The organism is Nocardioides sp. T2.26MG-1, assembly GCF_950101795.1.
Lineage (GTDB): Bacteria > Actinomycetota > Actinomycetes > Propionibacteriales > Nocardioidaceae > Nocardioides.
Genome location: NZ_CATNLZ010000023.1, coordinates 376,670 through 393,707 on the forward strand (window position 1 = coordinate 376,670; position 17,038 = coordinate 393,707).

Consider the following 17,038-nt stretch of genomic DNA (forward strand, 5'->3'; position numbering starts at 1 on the left):
TCAGCCGGCCACGATCAGCGGGGTGCCCGCAGCACGTAGCCGAAGCCACGCACGGTGCCGATCAGCGGCGCGTGGCCGGTGTCCACCTTGCGCCGCAGCTGGCTGACGAACTTCTCCACGACGCCGACATCGCCGGTGTACTCGTACTGCCAGACCTGCGCGAGGATCTGCTCCTTGGAGAGCACCTGGCCGGCGTTGAGCATCAGATAGCGCAGCAGCCGGTACTCCGTCGGGGACAGCTCGACCGGGAGCCCGGCGCGGGTCACCTCATGGCCGCGGTCGTCGAGCTCGAGGTCGGCGACCGCCAGCCGGTCCGCACCCGGCCCGGCAGCCCGGCGGCGCAGCACGGCGTTGACCCGGGCGACCAGCTCGGCGACGCTGAACGGCTTGGAGACGTAGTCGTCGCCGCCGAGCGCGAACCCGTTGAGCCGGTCGTCGACGCCGTCTCGGGCGGTGAGGAACACGATCCCGATGTCCGGGTCGGTGGTCCGCAGGGTGTGGCACAGGTCGAGCCCCGAGCCGTCCGGGAGCATCACGTCGAGGACGGCGAGCTCGGGCGCGAACGTCGCCGCGACGTCGGCGGCCTCGGAGACCCGGGTGGCGGTGGCGACCTCCAGCCCCGCGACGCGCAGCGTGCGGCCGACGAGGTCGACGATGGCGGGCTCGTCGTCGACCACGAGCACACGGGCCGACCGGTCGACGGTGAGCGCGCGGGACCGTGGTCGGCGCCGGTCGTCGGGGGTCATGGGACCAGCGTGCCGGACGTTGCTGACGGTTTGCTGACGGTCGGCCGCCGGGACGCCGGGCAACCCGGAGCGCGGGCACAGCGGTGCGGGGCCGGGCCACCAGGCGCGAGGGCGATCGTCGGGGGCCATGCGTCGGTTCCTGGGTCGGAGACTGTTGGTGGTGGCGGGTGCCCTGTGCCTGCTCCTCGTGGTGGGCGACGTCGTCGCGGGCTCGTGGGTCGAGCGCCGGGTCGGCGAGCGGCTCGGCTGCCGGCTGGGCGCCAGCGACGGAGCGGACGTCGACGTGTCCGGCTGGCCGGCGTCCCTGTCGCTGTTGACCGGCACCGTGCCGTCCGTGCGGGTGACGGCCCCGGACGCGCACCTCTCGCCACAGCTGGAGGGTGACCTCGCCGTCGACCTGCACGACGTACGCCGCACCGGCGACGGCATGTCCACCGGCGGCGGCCGGGCAGAGGTCACCGTGCCCTGGTCGCAGGTCGAGCAGCGGCTGGACCGACCCGGGATCGGGCTGTCCGGGGCGGATGGAGACGTGGTCGCGACCGTCGAGACCGGGCTGGTGCCGCTCGCGGTCGTCGCGCGGCCGCGCGTGACCGACGGCCGGCTCACGCTCGACCCGACCGGGGTCCGGGTCGGCGACCGGGAGCTGTCCGGGGGCCTGGCCGACCGGCTGGTCGCCCGGATGGGCGGTGGGGCGGCTCTGCTCGGCGACGGGCTGGTGGTGCCGGCCCCGGCCGGCCTGTCGCTCACGGCCGCCACGGGAACGGCCGACGGCCTCGAGCTCACCCTCGACCTCGCGCCGGGGCCGCTCGGCTCCGGCCTCGGCGGCGGTCGTTGTTGAGGCTGAGCCTCAGCCCGCCGCCGGCAGGAACACCCGGAACGTGCTGCCCCGGCCGATCGCGGACTCGACCTCGATCCGGCCGCGGTGGCGCTCGACGACCCGGCGGACGATCGCGAGGCCGAGCCCGGAGCCGGGCTGGGCGACCGCTGCGGGGTCGGTGGAGCGGAAGAACTCGTCGAACAGGCGGGCCTGCTCCTCCTCCGCGATGCCGATGCCGGAGTCCGTGCAGCACAGCACCGCCTGATCGCCGACGCGCTCGACCGACACCGCGATCGTGCCGCCGTCCGGGGTGTACTTCAGCGCGTTGCCGAGCAGGTTGGTGACGATGTGGTCGACGTCCCGCGGCTCGGCCAGGGCCAGCACCGGTACGTCGGGGAGCTCGGTGCGCAGGGTCTGCCGGCGCGCCCGGGCGACCGCGTCGTTGAGGTCGACGACCTCGGTGACCGCCTGCCCCAGGTCGACCGGCTCGGCCGTGGCGGAGGCCTCGATGCCCGTGGACTCGTGCAGCAGCAGCAGGTCGCCGACGACCTGGGCGAGCCGGCCGCCGCCGCGCTCGATCGCGGCGACGCAGGCGAGTGCGGTGTCGCTGAGGCCGGGCTCGGCGCCGAGGATCTCGACGTACCCGAGGATGGCGCTCAACGGGTTCTTCATCTCGTGGGAGACGGTCGCGAGCAGCCGCTCCTTGTAGTCGGCGAGCTCGCGGAGCTCGTCGACCAGCTGGTGCTCGCGCTCGAGGGTGCGGGCGTTCGCGAGGGCCCGGCCGAGGTCGCGCCCGATCTCCAGCGCGGTCGCGGCCTCCTCCTCGCTCCACTCCGCGCCGCCGCGCCGACGGGTCAGCCCCATCGCGCCGAAGCACTCGCGCCCCGCGCCCATCGGCACGAACAGCAGGGACTCGACCTCGAGGCCCGCGAGGAACTCGATCACCTCGGCGTGCTGCTCGGGCCCGAGCACCCCGGTGACGGGACGCTCGGGGGCGAGCACGGCCACGCACTGGCGCTCCCACGCCCTCCGGGAGTGCGCGGACGCGAGCGCCCGGATGCCGGCGGGCAGCCGGACGGTCGGCCCGCCGTCGACGTACAGCGGGCCGTCGCAGCGCCCGTCGGGCCCGATCCTCTGGATCCACAGCGACTCCGCCCGGAACCCGTCGGTGATCGCGCGGCCGCACTCGGCGAGCACCCGGTCGGGGGACTGGGTGCCGACCGCGAGCCGGACCACGTCGGCGGCGGCCCGGGCGAGCCGGACCTGCTCGGCGAGGCGTTCGTGCTCCAAGGTGGCGACCACGGCTCGCGCGGCCTGGCGGGCGTAGAACTCCAGCGTCTCGCGCTGCGCCGGCCCGGGGATCAGGCCGTCGCGGGGCAGCTCCATCGCGAGCGTTCCGAGCAGCGTCCCGTCGGCGCCCCGGAGCGGCGCGACCAACTGGTCCTGGGGGTGCCACTTGCCGGGCTCGACGTGGTCGCGGGGTCGGTCGGCCACCCAGCCCCACCGGTCGAGGTCGAGGATCAGCCGCTCGTGGGGGATGAACTTCAGCGTGCCCCAGTCGTCGGCGAGAGCCAGCTGGTCGACCATCGGGGCCAGTGGCGCGAGGCTGTCGATGAGCAGCTTGCGGGCCTCCTCGGGCCCGACGAGCACCATGATCTGCAGGTAGCCGTCCTCACGGACGACGCTGACGCCGACCAGCTCGAACCCCGCGACCTCCGCGACGCCCTCGGCGATCGCCTGGAGGGCCTCGCGGGACTGTGCGTCCGACCAGCGCGAGGCGCGGACCGGACGATCGAGGTCGGGCGACCCCAACGACTCGGACATCCTTCGATCCTAGGGATTCGGCGCCGTGACCGTTGCCACATCGCGTCGTTGGGCCGGTGTGACTCGGGACCACGTGGACGCCACTCCGGCGTCCGGGATCGACCGCCGGTCGTTCCTCGGCTTCGTCGTGGCCGGCACGACGCTCGTCGCGGCCGCCGACCTGCTCGGCTCGCCCGCCGGCGCGGCGCCGGGCGTGCCCCAGCCGGCGGAGCTGTACGACCTCAACGACTTCCTCACCGAGGCCGCGACCCCGACCGCGAACCTGATCACGGTCACCGTCCATGACGACGGCACCGCCTCGTTCGAGCTGCCCCGGATGGAGGTCGGCCAGGGCATCACCACCTCGACCGCGATGCTGATCGCCGAGGAGCTCGAGCTGCCGGTGGAGAAGGTGCGGGTCACCCTGGCGGACGCCCGGCCCGAGCTGCTGTTCAACCAGCTGACCGGCGGCTCCAACACCACGATCTCGACGTACACGCCGATCCGGGTCGCCGCGGCCGTCGCCAAGGGCGCGCTGCTCGAGGCCGCCGCGATCCAGCTCGGCGACACCGTCGAGAGCCTGCGGGCCCGCGCCGGGGTGATCCAGGCCCCCGACGGCCGCTCGCTGACGTACGCCGAGCTCGCGCGCGCGGCCGCGAGCCGCACGACCCGGCCGGTGCGGGTGCGGCTCAAGGACCCGGCGGAGTTCCGGGTCGTCGGGGTCGGCCACGGCCGCATCGACGCCCGCGACGCCGTGACCGGGCGCAAGAGGTTCGCCACCGACCTGCGGGTGCCCGGAGCGCTGCCGACGATGGTCTGCCGCGCGCCCACCCTCAACGGCACCCCCCGGCGGCTGCGCAACAAGCGGACGATCCTCGCGATGCCGGGCGTGCGCGACGTCGCGCTCGTCGACACCGGCGTCGCCGTGCGGGCGGAGACCTTCGGCCAGTGCATCGAAGCGATCCGCGCGATGGACGTCGCCTGGGCCGACGGCCCGGTCGCCGGGCTCTCCGACGCCGACATCGTCGAGGAGCTCCGCGCGGCCGAGCTGCCGCTGCCCGCACTGCCGGACACGCCGCTCGCGCAGACCGTCGAGGTCGACGTGCTGTTCTACTTCCGCAGCAACTCCGCGATGGACACCAACGCCGCGATCGCCGACGTCCGCGCGGACCGCGCGACCGTCTGGGCCGGCCTCAAGTCGCCGATCACCGCCCAGGCGCGGATCGCCGAGGCCCTCGGGCTCGACCAGGATGCCGTGACCGTACACGTCGTCCAGGGCGGCGGGTCGTTCGGGCGCCGGCTGTTCTTCGACGGCGCCCTCGAGGCCGCGAAGATCTCCCAGGCGATGGGCAAGCCGGTCAAGCTCATGTGGCACCGCGCCGACGACGCCCGGGTCGGCCGCGGCCACCCGATGGCGACCAGCCGGGTGCGCGCCGTGCACGCGGGCGGGCAGGTGCTCGCGTTCCAGCAGAGCCACACCAGCGTCGAGACCGACTTCCGCCACGGGCTCGGCGAGATCATCACCGCGCGCTCGGCCGACCTGCCCACCGGCCTGGGCAACCTCGGCTTCGCCGAGACGGTCTTCGAGCTCACCCAGGAGGTCCCCTACGACTTCGGGGCGATCACCCAGACGCTGACCGAGACCGACGACCGCTTCAACACCGGCAGCATGCGCAACATCTACTCACCCGACGTCCGCACCGCCGGCGAGCTCGCGGTCGACCGGCTCGCCGAGGCGATGGGCCAGGACCCCTACGAGTTCCGCCGCGCCCACCTGCGCAACGGCCGGGTCCGGGCGGTGCTCGACGCGGTCGCCGAGGCCGGCCGGTGGGGACGGCCGATGCCCACCGGCACCGCCCAGGGCATCGCGATCCACAAGGAGTACAAGGGCTGCAGCGCGTGCCTGGTCGAGATCGACTGCCGGCCCGAGCAGACCGGGCGCGACATCCGCGACGGCGTGGGCGGCCCTCGGGTCACCAAGGCCGTGTTCGCCGTCGACGTCGGCCTGGTGCTCAACCCGCGCGGCCTCGAGGCGCAGATGCAGGGCGGCATCAACGACGGCATCGCACTCGCCCTGACCTCGAGCATGCACCTGCGCGACGGACACTTCCTCGAGGCCAGCTGGGACAACTACTTCTACACCCGGCAGTGGAACACCCCGCCCGAGGTCGAGGTGATCGTGATGCCCTCGGACAGCGGCCAGCCCGGCGGGGCCGGCGAGGCCGGGGTGGCGGCGACCTTCGCCGCGGTCGCGTGCGCCTATGCCCGCGCGACCGGCGAGGTGCCGGCGTACTTCCCGGTCAACCACCGCGACCCGCTGGCGTTCCGGGTGAAGCCGTTCGTGCCGCCGGTCCCGCAGTCCCCGACCAACGGCCGCAAGCTGGCCTGGTGAGGAGCCGCTGATGCCCCGGCAGACCTTCGTCCTCAACGGCAGGAGCGTCACTGTCGACGTCCACGACGACGTGCGCGTGCTGTGGGTGCTGCGCGACCTGCTCGGCGTGACCGGGCCCAAGTACGGCTGCGGCATCAACGTCTGCAAGGCCTGCACCTCCCACCTCAACGGCCGCGCCTTCAACCCGTGCTCGGTGCGGGTCGGCGACCTGCGGCCCCACGACCGGGTGACCACGATCGAGGGGCTGGCCGACACCGGTGAGGCGGCCGGGGCCGACCTGCACCCGATGCAGCAGGCCTGGCTCGACCGTGACGTCGCGCAGTGCGGCTACTGCCAGCCCGGCCAGATCATGGCGGCGGTCGCGCTGGTGCGGAAGGTACGCCGGGAGGGCCGGTCGGTCACCGACGCGGACCTCGACGCGATCCGCAACATCTGCCGCTGCGGCACCTACACCCGGATCCGGGAGGCCATCGCCCAGGGCGAGCGGCGCATGTGAGGCGGTGCCGGCGGCTCAGGAGCCGGTGTCGGCCGCGGGCAGCCACACCCGGAACGTGCTGCCGCGACCCAGCTCGGACTCGATCTCGATCTGACCGCCGTGCCGGTCGACGATCCGGCGCACGATCGCCAGACCCAGGCCGGTGCCCGGCTGGGCGACCGCCTCGGGGTTGGACGAGCGGAAGAACTCGGTGCCGAGCCGGAGCAGGTCGTCCTGGGAGATCCCGATGCCCTCGTCGGCGACCGTGAGCAGCACGTCGTTGCCGACCCGCTCGACGCCGATCCGTACGGCGCCCTCGGCCCGGGTGTACTTCACCGCGTTGCTGACCAGGTTGGCGGCGACCCGGTCGAGCTCGTCGTGGTCGCCGAGCGCGTAGGCCGGCTCGTCCGGGAGCGTGACGGTCACGTCGAGCTGCTTCTGCTTCGCGGCGACCATCGTCAGGTCGACGACGTCGTCGACGATCCGGGCCAGGTCGACCGGGGCGGCGATCACCGTGTCGTCGGGGTCGCCGACCTTGGACAACAGCAGCAGGTCGTCGATGACGCGCACCATCCGCCGCGCGCCCCGGTCCATGGCGTTGAGCGAGGTGCGGGTGGTGCCGGAGAGGTCGGGGGAGGACTCGAGCATCTCGAGGTGCCCCATCACGGAGGTGAGCGGGTTCTTGAGCTCGTGGGCGACGGTGGCGATCAGCTGGCCCTTGTAGGCGTCGAGCTCCTGGAGCTCCTCGACCAGCTCGTGCTCGCGCTCGAAGATCCGGGCGTTGAGGATCGCGCGGCCCAGGTCGTGGCCGATGTCGAGCGCCGCGGTCGCCTCGGCCTCGGTCCACTCCGGGGCGCCGGCCGCCCGGGTCAGCACCAGGTTGCCGAGACACTCGGGTCCCGCTCCCAGGGGCGTGAACAGCAGCGACTCGACCCCGATCTCACGGAGGAATGCGAGCACCACCTCACCCTGCTCGGGGGTGATCGTCGGCCCGAACTCGCGGTCGGGGGCGACCACCGACACCTGCTGGCGCTCCCACGCCAGACGGGCGGCGCCCTCGGCGATCGTGATCAGCTCGGGCGTGAGGTGGACGTGGCTGCCGTCGGAGGAGTAGATCTCGCCCCGGGCCCCGCCGTGGTCGTCGCGGTCGAAGGTCTGCAGCCACATCCCGGCCGCCCGGAAGCCCTCGACGACCGCCTCGCGGCTGTCGGCGACGATCCGGTCGAGGCTGAGCTGGGCGGTCGCGGTGCGCACGATCCTGCGGGCCGCGTCGGCCATCCGCACCTGTTCGGCGAGCCGCTCGCGCTCGAGCGCGACGAGGACGGCTCGGCGCGCCTGCTCGGCGTACTGGTTGAGCACCGCGCGCTGCCCGCGGCCCGGTCGCCGCCCGTCCACGGGCAGGTCGATGGCCAGCGAGCCGCGCAGGGCGCCGTCGTCGTCGTACAGCGGTGCGACCAGCATGTCGAGCGGGTGCCAGGCGTCGGCGGTGTCGATCGGGTCGATGTCGGGGACCCAGCCCCAGTCCTCGCCGGCGCTGGGGTCCAGCCGCTCGTGCGGGACGAAGCGCAGCAGGCCCCAGTCGTCGGCCTTCTCGAGCTCGCCGGTGAGGCGGTCCACGGGGGTGCGCCGGCCCTGGAGCTGCACCCGGGCGGCGTCGCTCCCGGCGACCGCCATGACCTCCATCTTGCCGTCCTCACGGACGGCGCTGATCGCGGCGACCCCGAACCCGGCCAGCTGGGTCACGCCCTCGGCGATCAGCTGCAGGGCGTCCCGAGACGGGGCATCGGACCAACTCGCGGGCGCGCTGGTGACCGGCGGGTCCTGGGGGGTCTCCCGAGTCAATGGGTCCTCGTGTCGGTGGGTGGTCGCTCGCCTCATGCTACGGGCGTGAGACGGGGAGGGTGCCCGTTTCTGCCCGGTCAACGGCGAGACGCCGAATGGGACACGCGGTACCCGGGCCATAGACTCCCCATGTGCCCTTCGAGAGCAGCCCCCGCAAGGGAGGCGACGGCCGGCTGACCGCGGCGCTCGACCCCCACGAGCAGGGACCCCAGGACGCCTGCGGCGTGTTCGGCGTCTGGGCGCCCGGCGAGGACGTCGCCAAGCTGACCTACTTCGGCCTCTACGCGCTGCAGCACCGGGGCCAGGAGTCCGCCGGCATCGCGGTCAGCAACGGCCGCCAGATCCTGGTCTACAAGGACATGGGCCTGGTCTCCCAGGTCTTCGACGAGACCACGCTCGCCTCGCTCAACGGCCACCTCGCGATCGGCCACTGCCGCTACTCCACCACCGGCGCCAGCACCTGGCAGAACGCGCAGCCGACGTTCCGGCCGACCGCCGACGGCTCGATCGCGCTCGGCCACAACGGCAACCTGATCAACACCCACGACCTGGCCCAGATGGTGGTCGACCTCCCGGGACCCGACGACGAGCTCGAGCTGCACACCCGCCCGGCCGAGCCGTCCACCAACGACACCGGGCTGGTGACCGCGCTCCTCGCGCACCACCCCGACACCTCGCTGGAGCTGCGCGCGCTCGAGGTGCTGCCGCAGCTGCAGGGCGCGTTCTGCTTCGTGTGGATGAACGAGAACACGCTGTACGCCGCGCGCGACCCCCAGGGCATCCGCCCGCTGGTGCTCGGCCGCCTGGAGCGCGGCTGGGTGGTGGCCAGCGAGGACGCCGCGCTCGCCACCATCGGTGCCAGCGTGGTCCGCGAGGTCGAGCCCGGCGAGCTGCTCGTCATCGACGAGAACGGCCTGCGCTCCCACCGGTTCGCGCCCGCCGCGCCCAAGGGGTGCGTGTTCGAGTACGTCTACCTCGCCCGCCCCGACGCCACGATCAGCGGCCGCAGCGTCCACGAGTCCCGGGTCGAGATGGGCCGCCAGCTGGCCCGCGAGTTCCCGGTCGACGCCGACCTGGTGATCCCGGTGCCGGAGTCCGGCACCCCGGCGGCGGCCGGGTACGCCGAGGAGAGCGGCATCCCGTTCGGGCAGGGGTTCGTCAAGAACGCCTACGTCGGGCGCACGTTCATCCAGCCCAGCCAGACGCTCCGTCAGCTCGGCATCCGGCTCAAGCTCAACGCCCTGGAGCACATGATCCGCGGCAAGCGGATCGTGGTCGTCGACGACTCGATCGTGCGCGGCAACACCCAGCGCGCCCAGGTCCGGATGCTGCGTGAGGCCGGGGCGCGCGAGGTGCACGTGCGGATCTCGAGCCCGCCGGTCAAGTGGCCCTGCTTCTACGGCATCGACTTCGCCACCCGCGCCGAGCTGATCGCCAACGGCCTGACGCCCGAGGAGATCGCGGCCAGCATCGGCGCCGACAGCCTGGGCTACATCTCCTTGGAGGGGATGGTCGACTCCACCGGCCAGCAGCCCGAGCGGCTCTGCCAGGCGTGCTTCACCGGCGAGTACCCGATCGCGCTGCCCGACGAGAGCCTGCTCGGCAAGCACCTGCTGGAGTCCTCGATCCAGGCGCCGACGTACGGCAAGTCGCTGCCCGTCCTGAACAACCCCTGACCGATCGACCCCGACGAGGAGCTCCCGTGAGCGAGTCGAACGCGTACGCCGAGGCCGGCGTCAACATCCAGGCCGCCGACACGGCGATCGAGCTGATGAAGGGCTGGATCGACAAGGCCCGCCGGCCCGAGATGATCGGGGGGCTCGGCGGCTTCGCGGGGCTGTTCGACGCCTCCGCGCTGACCCGCTACACCCGCCCGCTGCTGGCGACGTCGACCGACGGGGTCGGCACGAAGGTCGCGATCGCGCAGGCGATGGACGTCCACGACACGATCGGCTTCGACCTGGTCGGCATGGTCGTCGACGACCTCGTGGTCTGCGGCGCCGAGCCGCTGTTCATGACCGACTACATCGCCACCGGGCGGGTCGACCCCGAGAAGATCGCCGCGATCGTCAAGGGCATCGCCGAGGGCTGTGTGCTCGCCGGGTGCGCGCTCATCGGCGGGGAGACCGCCGAGCACCCCGGGCTGCTCGGGCCCGACGACTACGACGTGGCGGGTGCGACCACCGGCGTGGTCGAGGCGGACAAGCTGCTCGGACCGGGCCGGGTGCGCCCCGGGGACGTCGTGATCGCGATGGAGGCCTCCGGGCTGCACTCCAACGGCTACTCCCTGGTGCGGCACGTGCTGCTCCAGAAGGCCGGCCTGCCCCTGGAGGGGCACGTCGACGAGCTCGGTCGCACGCTCGGCGAGGAGCTGCTCGAGCCGACCCGGATCTACGCGAAGGCGTGCCTCGACCTCGCCGAGCGCACCCGGACCCACGCGATGTCGCACATCACCGGCGGCGGCCTGGCCGCCAACCTCGAGCGGGTGCTGCCCGTCGAGCTGACCGTGACGATCGAGCGCCGTACCTGGACCCCCGCGCCCGTGTTCGACCTGGTCCGCCGGGTCGGCGACGTCCCGCAGCCCGACCTGGAGGCGACACTCAACTGCGGCGTCGGGATGGTCGCGCTGACCGACCCCGAGGACGCCGACGCGGCGATCGCGGTCCTCGGGGAGCACGGCGTACGCGCCTGGATCGCCGGTGAGGTCAGCGCCGACCTCGGCGGCGACACCGCCCGCGGCGGGGGGGTCGAGCTGGTCGGACAGCACCCCGGCTGGTGAGTTTCGGGCCGGTTCCCGGTCTCGAGGGTCGAAAACACCGAACGGATGTGCGGGAACACCCGCCCAGCAGGTAGCGTTGCCCCCACGAGAAAACTTTGAGACAGCCCGGGTGCCATGTGCCCCGGCCGAGCGTGCGAGGGGGCTGACCCTATGGGGCGCGGCCGAGCGAAAGCCAAGCAGACGAAGGTCGCCCGCGACCTGAAGTACCGCACTCACGAGACGGACTTCGGGGCCCTGGCCAACGAGCTGCACGGGCGAAGCGACGATGACGACACCGACCAGGTCGAGCCGGAAGTGCTCGAGAAGTGGTCGGACTACACGGGTCCCGCGCGCGACTGAGCGTCTTCTGATCGTGGAGCCACCGGCGCGTCGGCTCTCCTGACCCGTCATCGTGTGGTCGGTGTGCTCAGCGGTGTTGTCGTTTGGTCACCAACGACGACTCTGGACCGATCCGAGCTGCGGTTGGTGACCAAACGACAACACTCCGCACACCTCAGCGGGCGCTGAGCCACATCCCCCGCAGCCGGCTGACCTCACGCATCCGCTGCTCGGCGAGCCGGTCGGCGGCGATCGCGGGCGGTACGCCGTCGGACGCGGCGCGCTCGAACACGCTCAGCGTGGTGTCGAAGATGCCGGTGGCGCGCTGGTGGGCGCGCTCGAAGGAGAAGCCCTCGAGCTCGTCGGCGACCTGGATCAGCCCGCCGGAGTTCACGCAGTAGTCGGGGGCGTAGAGGATGCCCTGCTCCTCGAGCGCCTTCTCGACGCCGGGGTGGGCCAGCTGGTTGTTGGCCGCGCCGCACACGATGCGGGCCGAGAGCCCCTCGACGACCTCGTCGGTCAGCGCCCCGCCGAGGGCGCACGGCGCGTAGACGTCGAGCGTCGAGGCGACCAGCTCCTCGGTCGACGCCACGACCCGCACGGACGGGTGCTCGCCGCGGACCCGCTCGACCGCCGCGGCGTCCACGTCGGTGACCACGACGGTGGCGCCGTCCTCGACGAGGTGGCGCACGAGGTGGTGGCCGACCTTGCCGACGCCGGCGACGCCGACGACCCGGCCCTCGAGCGAGGCCGTGCCCCACGCGACGGTCGCGGCCGCACGCATGCCCTGGAACACGCCGTACGCCGTGAGCACCGAGCTGTCGCCGGCGCCGCCGTGCGCCACGGTCCGGCCGGTGACGAACGAGCACTCGCGCGCGATCACGTCCATGTCGGTCGAGTTCGTCCCGACGTCGCAGGCGGTGTAGTAGCGCCCGCCGAGGGACTGCACGTGGCGGCCGTAGGCGCGCAGCAGCGGCTCGGACTTCTGGGTGGTCGGATCGCCGATGATCACGGCCTTGCCGCCGCCGAGGTCGAGCCCGGCGAGCGCGGCCTTGTAGGACATGCCGCGCGAGAGGTTGAGGACGTCGCGGACCGCGTCGGCGGTCGAGGCGTAGGGGTAGAAGCGGGTGCCGCCGAGGGCGGGACCGAGCGCGGTGGAGTGGATCGCGATGATCGCGCGGAGGCCGGTGGCCGGGTCGTTGGCGAAGACGACCTGCTCGTGCCCGGAGCCCAGCTCGAACACGTCAGCAGGGGTGACAGCGGGTGCAGACATGGATGGTGCCCACTTTCGTTTCGGCCACGGGGGTGGTGTGGCGCGGTCAGGGGGACCCGGCAGGGATGGCGCCGTGTCCTGCCTCACACGGTAGCCCGATCAGGCCGGTTGTGGGATCGTCCGGCACAACACAACATCGCCGTGGGTTCCGTAGCCCGCGACGGGCCCGCCCTGGGGCCGTCCGTTGAACCCGACCAGCAGCCAGGAGCCGTCGAGCGGCACCAACGTCGGCCACGGGATGTTCGTGGGGTACGGCGCGCACAGCTCGCCGGTCTCGCGCATCCGGAGGTCGAACACGGGGTAGCGCCGCGCCTCCTGGTCGCTCGCCAGCACCCGCCAGTCGCCGCCGAGGTGGGCGAGCGTGGTGCCCTCGGCCTGGGTCAGGCCGGTGGCCGCGCCCTGGAGCGTCAGGTCGTCCAGCGTCGGGCCGGCCGCCAGGGCCGGGTGGAACCGGAAGAACTCGGTGGCGCTCACGAACCCGACCAGCCAGCCGTCGCCGGTGCGCACCAGGTGCGGGTCCCAGACCCCGACCGAGCGCAGCCCGTCGACCGGGAGCGGGAGCGGCTCGGTGTCGAGCAGGTGCACGCCGGTGCGCAGGTCGGCGGCGGTGCGGGCCAGCGTCACGCCCACCGCGGGCCGGCGCGGGTCGAAGTCGCCCCAGGTGCTCGTCGCGACCAGCCACCCGTCGCCGTCGCGGAGCACGTGGGTCGCATGGTCGCCGAACACCCCCGGGCGGTCGGGCCGCCGGAAGAACAGGTCCGAGACGTGGGTGAGCCCGAGGGTCGCCGGGTCCAGCTCCCACAGCGAGGTGTGCGCGGTGTCGAAGAACCCCGGGCCGGCGCTGGTCGCCGAGAGCAGCACGGGACCGCCGGGCGGGCTCTCGACCAGGCGCAGGTCGCGCAGCCCGAGCTGGCCGAACCGGCCCGACACCGGGGCGTCGCTGACCAGCCCCGCGAGCCAGCCCCCGTCGCGGGTGTCGACGCGCCCGCGCAGGTCGGCGCGGGCGCGCACCACCCACGGCCCGGGGCCGCGGGTCAGCACGCTGGCGTGGGTGCCGGTCAGGGCCAGGCCGAGCTCGCGGGGCGGCCCACCGGTGCGGCCGTGGCGCCGGGACCGGTGCCGGCTCGTCCGGCCGCCGGTGGTCACCTCCAGCCACGCGGTCCGGCCGTCACAGCGTGCCGCCAGCCGGTCGGTGCCGGAGGCCAGCTCGAAGGCGGGACCGGGGCCGGTGGCCGCGGCGTACGGCGCGACCACCTCGCCGAGGGACGACCTGGGGACGACCAGGTCCACGGGCCGGCGGCGTCCGGCCGCCGCGAACCGGGGCAGCAGGCTCGGCGGGTCCGGGGTCATCGCTTGCGGGTCGTCGCCCGCTGCAGCGCGGCCACCGCGACCTCGACGTCGGCGGTGAGCTCGGCGAGCAGCGGCCCGGCGCCCGTGGTGCGGCCCTCGATGCCGAGCGTCTCGAGCCGCTGCGCGGCCGTCGCGACCCGGGGGAGACCGAGGTTGAGCGCGCTGCCCTTGAGCTGGTGGGCGGAGGTGAGCAGCCCCATCGCGTCGTCGCGGGCGACCGCGTCGCGGATCGCGACCAGCTGGTCGCCGACCCGGCCCATGAACGACGCGGCGGTGCGCTCGAAGAAGCTGATGCCGTCCTTGCGCAGGCCGTCGAGCATCGCGATCCGGTCGGGGTCGAGGACGCCGTCCTCGGGGCCGACCGGCGCGCCGTCCTCCTCGGCCGCACCGGCGGCCGGACCGGCCTCCGGGAGCGCCCACTCGCGGATCACCCGCTCGAGCTCGGTGGTGTCGACCGGCTTGGTGAGGTAGTCGTCCATCCCGGCGGACAGGCACCGCTCCCGCTCGCCCTCCATCGCCGAGGCGGTCATCGCGATGATCGGCACCCGCCGGCCGACGGGCTCGTGGCGGCGGACCTGGCGGGTCGCGTCGAAGCCGTCGAGCCGGGGCATCCGGCAGTCCATGAGGACCGCGGCGTACTCGTGGGGGCGGGTGAGCAGGTCGACCGCCTCGACGCCGTCGCCGGCGACGTCGACGGTGCACCCGAGGTTCTTCAGCAGCCCCGCGGCGACCATCTGGTTGACCTCGTTGTCCTCCACGACGAGGATCCGGACGCCCAGGCCGGGCGTGCTGGGTGAGGACGGGGCGCGCTGCTCGGGGACGCCGCCGATCAGCGCCAGCAGCGCGCCGCGCAGCTCGCCGTGGCGCACCGGCTTGCTCAGCGACGCCTGGATGCCGGCGTCCTCGACCTCCTGGCGGGTCACGGTCTGGTCCGAGGTGAGCAGCAGCATGGTCGGGGCGCCCAGGGTCGGGTCCGAGCCGATCTGGCGGGCGAGCATCAGGCCGTCGGTGCCGGGCATCATCAGGTCGAGCAGCGCCACGTCGTACGGCTCGCCGGAGCGGGCGGCCTCGCGCAGGGTCGCGACGGCCTCGGCGGCGGACTCGACGGCCACCGGCCGCATCCGCCAGGCCGAGAGCTGCTGGTCGAGGATGAAGCGGTTCGTCTCGTTGTCGTCGACGATCAGCGCCCGGTGCCCGGCGAGCTGACGTGCGGAGTCGCGGGTCCGCGCGGGGGTGCCCGAGCCGTGGCCGAACCGGGCGGTGAAGGAGAACGTGCTGCCCCGCCCCGGCACGCTCTCGACCCAGATCTCGCCGCCGAGCGCGGTCGCCAGCTGGCGGGAGATCGCCAGCCCCAGCCCGGTGCCGCCGTGCCGGCGGGTCGTGGACGGGTCGGCCTGGGTGAACGCGTCGAAGAGCCGCTCGCGGGCCTCCGGCTCGATGCCGACCCCGGTGTCGGCGACGTCGACGCGCACCACGACCTGCGACCCCGAGTCCGCCACGATCCGCGCCTGGATCACGACCTCGCCGCGGTCGGTGAACTTCACGGCGTTCGACCCGAGGTTGGTCAGGATCTGCCCGAACCGTACGGCGTCGCCGCGCAGCTGGGTCGGTACGTCGGGGTGGCAGGCCACCACGAGCTCGAGGCCCTTGCCGTGCGCGGGCCCGCTGAGCACCGACGCGACCTGGTCGAAGACCGCCCGCACGTCGAAGTCGGCGGTCTCGAGCTCGAGCTTGCCGGCCTCGATCTTGGACAGGTCGAGAATGTCGTTGATGATCCCCAGGAGCGTGAGCCCGGCGCCCTGCAGGTTCTCGGCCAGCCGGCGCTGGTGGTCGTCGAGCTCGGTGAGCAGCAGCAGGTCGGTGAGCCCGATGACGCCGTTCATCGGGGTGCGGATCTCGTGGCTCATCGTCGCCAGGAACTCCGACTTCAGCCGTGAGGCCTCCATGGCCTCGTCGCGCGCCTCGGCGAGCTGGGCGGCACTGCGCTCGCGCTCGGCGACCACCGCGAGCTGGGTGGCCACCTGGTCGATGAGCTGGCGGGCGTTCTCGTCGGGCGGGACCTCGTCGGCGAGCAGCTCCGCCACGCCCACCACCGTGGGGCCGATCGCGACGGGGAACGCCACCAGGCTGTGGGTCTGCTCCAGCCCGGGAGCCGGGCCGACGACGACGGTCCCGGTCGACCTGGCCCGCTCGGCGAGGTCGACGTCGACCGCGACGTCGACGGGCGGTCGCGGCGGCGACGCGAGCTCGACCGGCTCGAACCTCCCCTCGTCGTCACAGGCCCAGGCGCCGAGCGCGAACCACCCGGTGCGCTCGGGCAGGCCGTGCGCCATCAGCACCAGCGCCTCCTCCAGGGAGGTCGCGAGGTTCGCGGCGGTGGCCATCTGCCCCAGCAGCTCGAGGCGCCGGGTGGCCTCGGCGGCGTGCTCGTCGGCGGTCCGCAGGTCGGTGATGTCCTGGACGGTGCCGCCGGTGCGCACCGCGTTGCCGTCGGCGTCGCGCTCGACGTACCCGATCACCCGACCCCATCGCAGCGAGCCGTCCCGCCGGAGGATCCGGGCCTCGTAGGCGTACTCGGTGCCCGCCGCGGTCGCCTCGCGGGCGGCGGCGCGGACCTTCTCCCGGTCGTCGGCGTGCACGAACGACAGCAGCCGATCGATCGAGGAGGGCACCTCCTGGGGCGCCAGTCCCAGCAGCCGGTACAGCTCGTCGGACCAGGTCATCTCGTCGGTGCGCACGTCGCGCTCCCAGCTCCCCAGCCGCGCGATGTGCTGGGCCTGCGCGAGCTGCTGCTCGCGGACCACGAGCCGGTCGAGCAGCTGCTTGCGCTCGGTGTACGGCGCCACCCGGTGCAGCCAGCCGGTCCGCCGCCCCGTCGCGTCGTGCATCGGCACATAGCTGACCAGGCCCCAGACGGTGGACCCGTCGGGCCGGTAGAAGAACGCGTCGAAGTTGTCCCGGCCCTCGCCGGTGGCGACCATCACGGAGAGCCACTGCCGGAAATCGCGGCGGCCCTGCTCGTCGAAGAGGCTCTCGATGGGCATCCCGACCAGCTCCGGTCGGGTGCGGCCCAGCATCCGCGCCATCCGCTGGTTGACGTAGGTCGTGACGCCCGCGTCGTCGAAGATCAAGATGCCGTCGGGGAGCAGCTCGAAGGGACGCAGATCGGGGCCGGGTTCACCGGCCGCGACGTCGTACCCCTCCGAGCTCATGGACCGATCATCGCCCACGGCCCCAGGAATG

The 17,038-nt window shown here is 73.5% G+C and carries 12 protein-coding genes; 6 read left to right on the forward strand and 6 right to left on the reverse strand.

Annotated elements, in window-relative coordinates; all coding sequences use genetic code 11:
• Positions 1-14 precede the first annotated feature (14 nt).
• Positions 15-746 carry a response regulator transcription factor gene (locus QQZ14_RS14600; protein WP_284535065.1) on the reverse strand — a complete coding sequence of 244 codons (732 nt, stop codon included), beginning with the start codon at positions 744-746 and terminating at the stop codon, positions 15-17.
• 160 nt (positions 747-906) lie between these two features.
• On the opposite strand from QQZ14_RS14600, the gene QQZ14_RS14605 reads away from it, so the two are divergent.
• A complete protein-coding gene (locus QQZ14_RS14605) occupies positions 907-1,584 on the forward strand; it encodes an LmeA family phospholipid-binding protein (protein ID WP_284535066.1) in 678 nt (225 codons plus the stop codon).
• 9 nt (positions 1,585-1,593) lie between these two features.
• Here QQZ14_RS14605 and QQZ14_RS14610 read toward each other — a convergent pair whose 3' ends face one another.
• On the reverse strand, positions 1,594-3,387 hold the full coding sequence (locus tag QQZ14_RS14610; protein ID WP_284535067.1) for a sensor histidine kinase: 1,794 nt from the start codon (positions 3,385-3,387) through the stop codon (positions 1,594-1,596).
• A 73-nt stretch (positions 3,388-3,460) separates the two neighbouring features.
• On the opposite strand from QQZ14_RS14610, the gene QQZ14_RS14615 reads away from it, so the two are divergent.
• Both QQZ14_RS14615 and QQZ14_RS14620 read left to right on the forward strand, forming a co-directional pair.
• Positions 3,461-5,758: a molybdopterin cofactor-binding domain-containing protein gene (locus QQZ14_RS14615; protein ID WP_284535068.1), complete on the forward strand. Its 2,298-nt coding sequence runs from the start codon at positions 3,461-3,463 to the stop codon at positions 5,756-5,758.
• A gap of 10 nt (positions 5,759-5,768) precedes the next feature.
• A complete protein-coding gene (locus QQZ14_RS14620; protein WP_284535069.1) occupies positions 5,769-6,254 on the forward strand; it encodes a (2Fe-2S)-binding protein in 486 nt (161 codons plus the stop codon).
• Positions 6,255-6,269: 15 nt separating this feature from the next.
• On the opposite strand, the gene QQZ14_RS14625 is transcribed toward QQZ14_RS14620, so the two are convergent.
• Positions 6,270-8,111: a sensor histidine kinase gene (locus QQZ14_RS14625; protein ID WP_284535070.1), complete on the reverse strand. Its 1,842-nt coding sequence runs from the start codon at positions 8,109-8,111 to the stop codon at positions 6,270-6,272.
• 95 nt (positions 8,112-8,206) lie between these two features.
• On the opposite strand from QQZ14_RS14625, the gene purF reads away from it, so the two are divergent.
• The 3 genes from purF to QQZ14_RS14640 all read left to right on the forward strand — a co-directional run bounded on the left by purF (position 8,207) and on the right by QQZ14_RS14640 (position 11,193).
• The gene (gene purF, locus QQZ14_RS14630) at positions 8,207-9,751 is read left to right on the forward strand and encodes an amidophosphoribosyltransferase (RefSeq protein ID WP_284535071.1); all 1,545 of its coding nucleotides are present in this window, start codon (positions 8,207-8,209) and stop codon (positions 9,749-9,751) included.
• A 26-nt stretch (positions 9,752-9,777) separates the two neighbouring features.
• Entirely contained in the window at positions 9,778-10,854 is a 1,077-nt protein-coding gene (purM, locus tag QQZ14_RS14635) for a phosphoribosylformylglycinamidine cyclo-ligase (protein ID WP_284535072.1), read from the forward strand.
• 150 nt (positions 10,855-11,004) lie between these two features.
• The gene (locus tag QQZ14_RS14640; RefSeq protein ID WP_284535073.1) at positions 11,005-11,193 is read left to right on the forward strand and encodes a DUF3073 domain-containing protein; all 189 of its coding nucleotides are present in this window, start codon (positions 11,005-11,007) and stop codon (positions 11,191-11,193) included.
• Positions 11,194-11,347: 154 nt separating this feature from the next.
• On the opposite strand, the gene QQZ14_RS14645 is transcribed toward QQZ14_RS14640, so the two are convergent.
• The 3 genes from QQZ14_RS14645 to QQZ14_RS14655 form a co-directional block, all read right to left on the reverse strand.
• Positions 11,348-12,445, reverse strand: coding sequence for a Glu/Leu/Phe/Val family dehydrogenase (locus QQZ14_RS14645; RefSeq protein WP_284535074.1), 1,098 nt, complete (start codon positions 12,443-12,445; stop codon positions 11,348-11,350).
• Positions 12,446-12,544: 99 nt separating this feature from the next.
• On the reverse strand, positions 12,545-13,795 hold the full coding sequence (locus QQZ14_RS14650; protein ID WP_284535075.1) for a hypothetical protein: 1,251 nt from the start codon (positions 13,793-13,795) through the stop codon (positions 12,545-12,547).
• Positions 13,792-17,007 carry a response regulator gene (locus QQZ14_RS14655; RefSeq protein ID WP_284535076.1) on the reverse strand — a complete coding sequence of 1,072 codons (3,216 nt, stop codon included), beginning with the start codon at positions 17,005-17,007 and terminating at the stop codon, positions 13,792-13,794. Before QQZ14_RS14655 ends, QQZ14_RS14650 begins: the two co-directional genes overlap by 4 nt.
• Between the last annotated feature and the right edge of the window lie 31 nt (positions 17,008-17,038).

Excerpts from the sequence above, each read along its gene's own strand:
- QQZ14_RS14610 (WP_284535067.1), bottom strand. The coding sequence starts at position 3,387 with ATGTCCGAGTCGTTGGGGTCGCCCGACCTCGATCGTCCGGTCCGCGCC.
- QQZ14_RS14625 (WP_284535070.1), bottom strand. The coding sequence starts at position 8,111 with ATGAGGCGAGCGACCACCCACCGACACGAGGACCCATTGACTCGGGAG.
- QQZ14_RS14655 (WP_284535076.1), bottom strand. The coding sequence starts at position 17,007 with ATGAGCTCGGAGGGGTACGACGTCGCGGCCGGTGAACCCGGCCCCGAT.
- QQZ14_RS14600 (WP_284535065.1), bottom strand. The coding sequence starts at position 746 with ATGACCCCCGACGACCGGCGCCGACCACGGTCCCGCGCGCTCACCGTC.
- QQZ14_RS14640 (WP_284535073.1), top strand. The coding sequence starts at position 11,005 with ATGGGGCGCGGCCGAGCGAAAGCCAAGCAGACGAAGGTCGCCCGCGAC.
- QQZ14_RS14650 (WP_284535075.1), bottom strand. The coding sequence starts at position 13,795 with ATGACCCCGGACCCGCCGAGCCTGCTGCCCCGGTTCGCGGCGGCCGGA.
- QQZ14_RS14620 (WP_284535069.1), top strand. The coding sequence starts at position 5,769 with ATGCCCCGGCAGACCTTCGTCCTCAACGGCAGGAGCGTCACTGTCGAC.
- QQZ14_RS14645 (WP_284535074.1), bottom strand. The coding sequence starts at position 12,445 with ATGTCTGCACCCGCTGTCACCCCTGCTGACGTGTTCGAGCTGGGCTCC.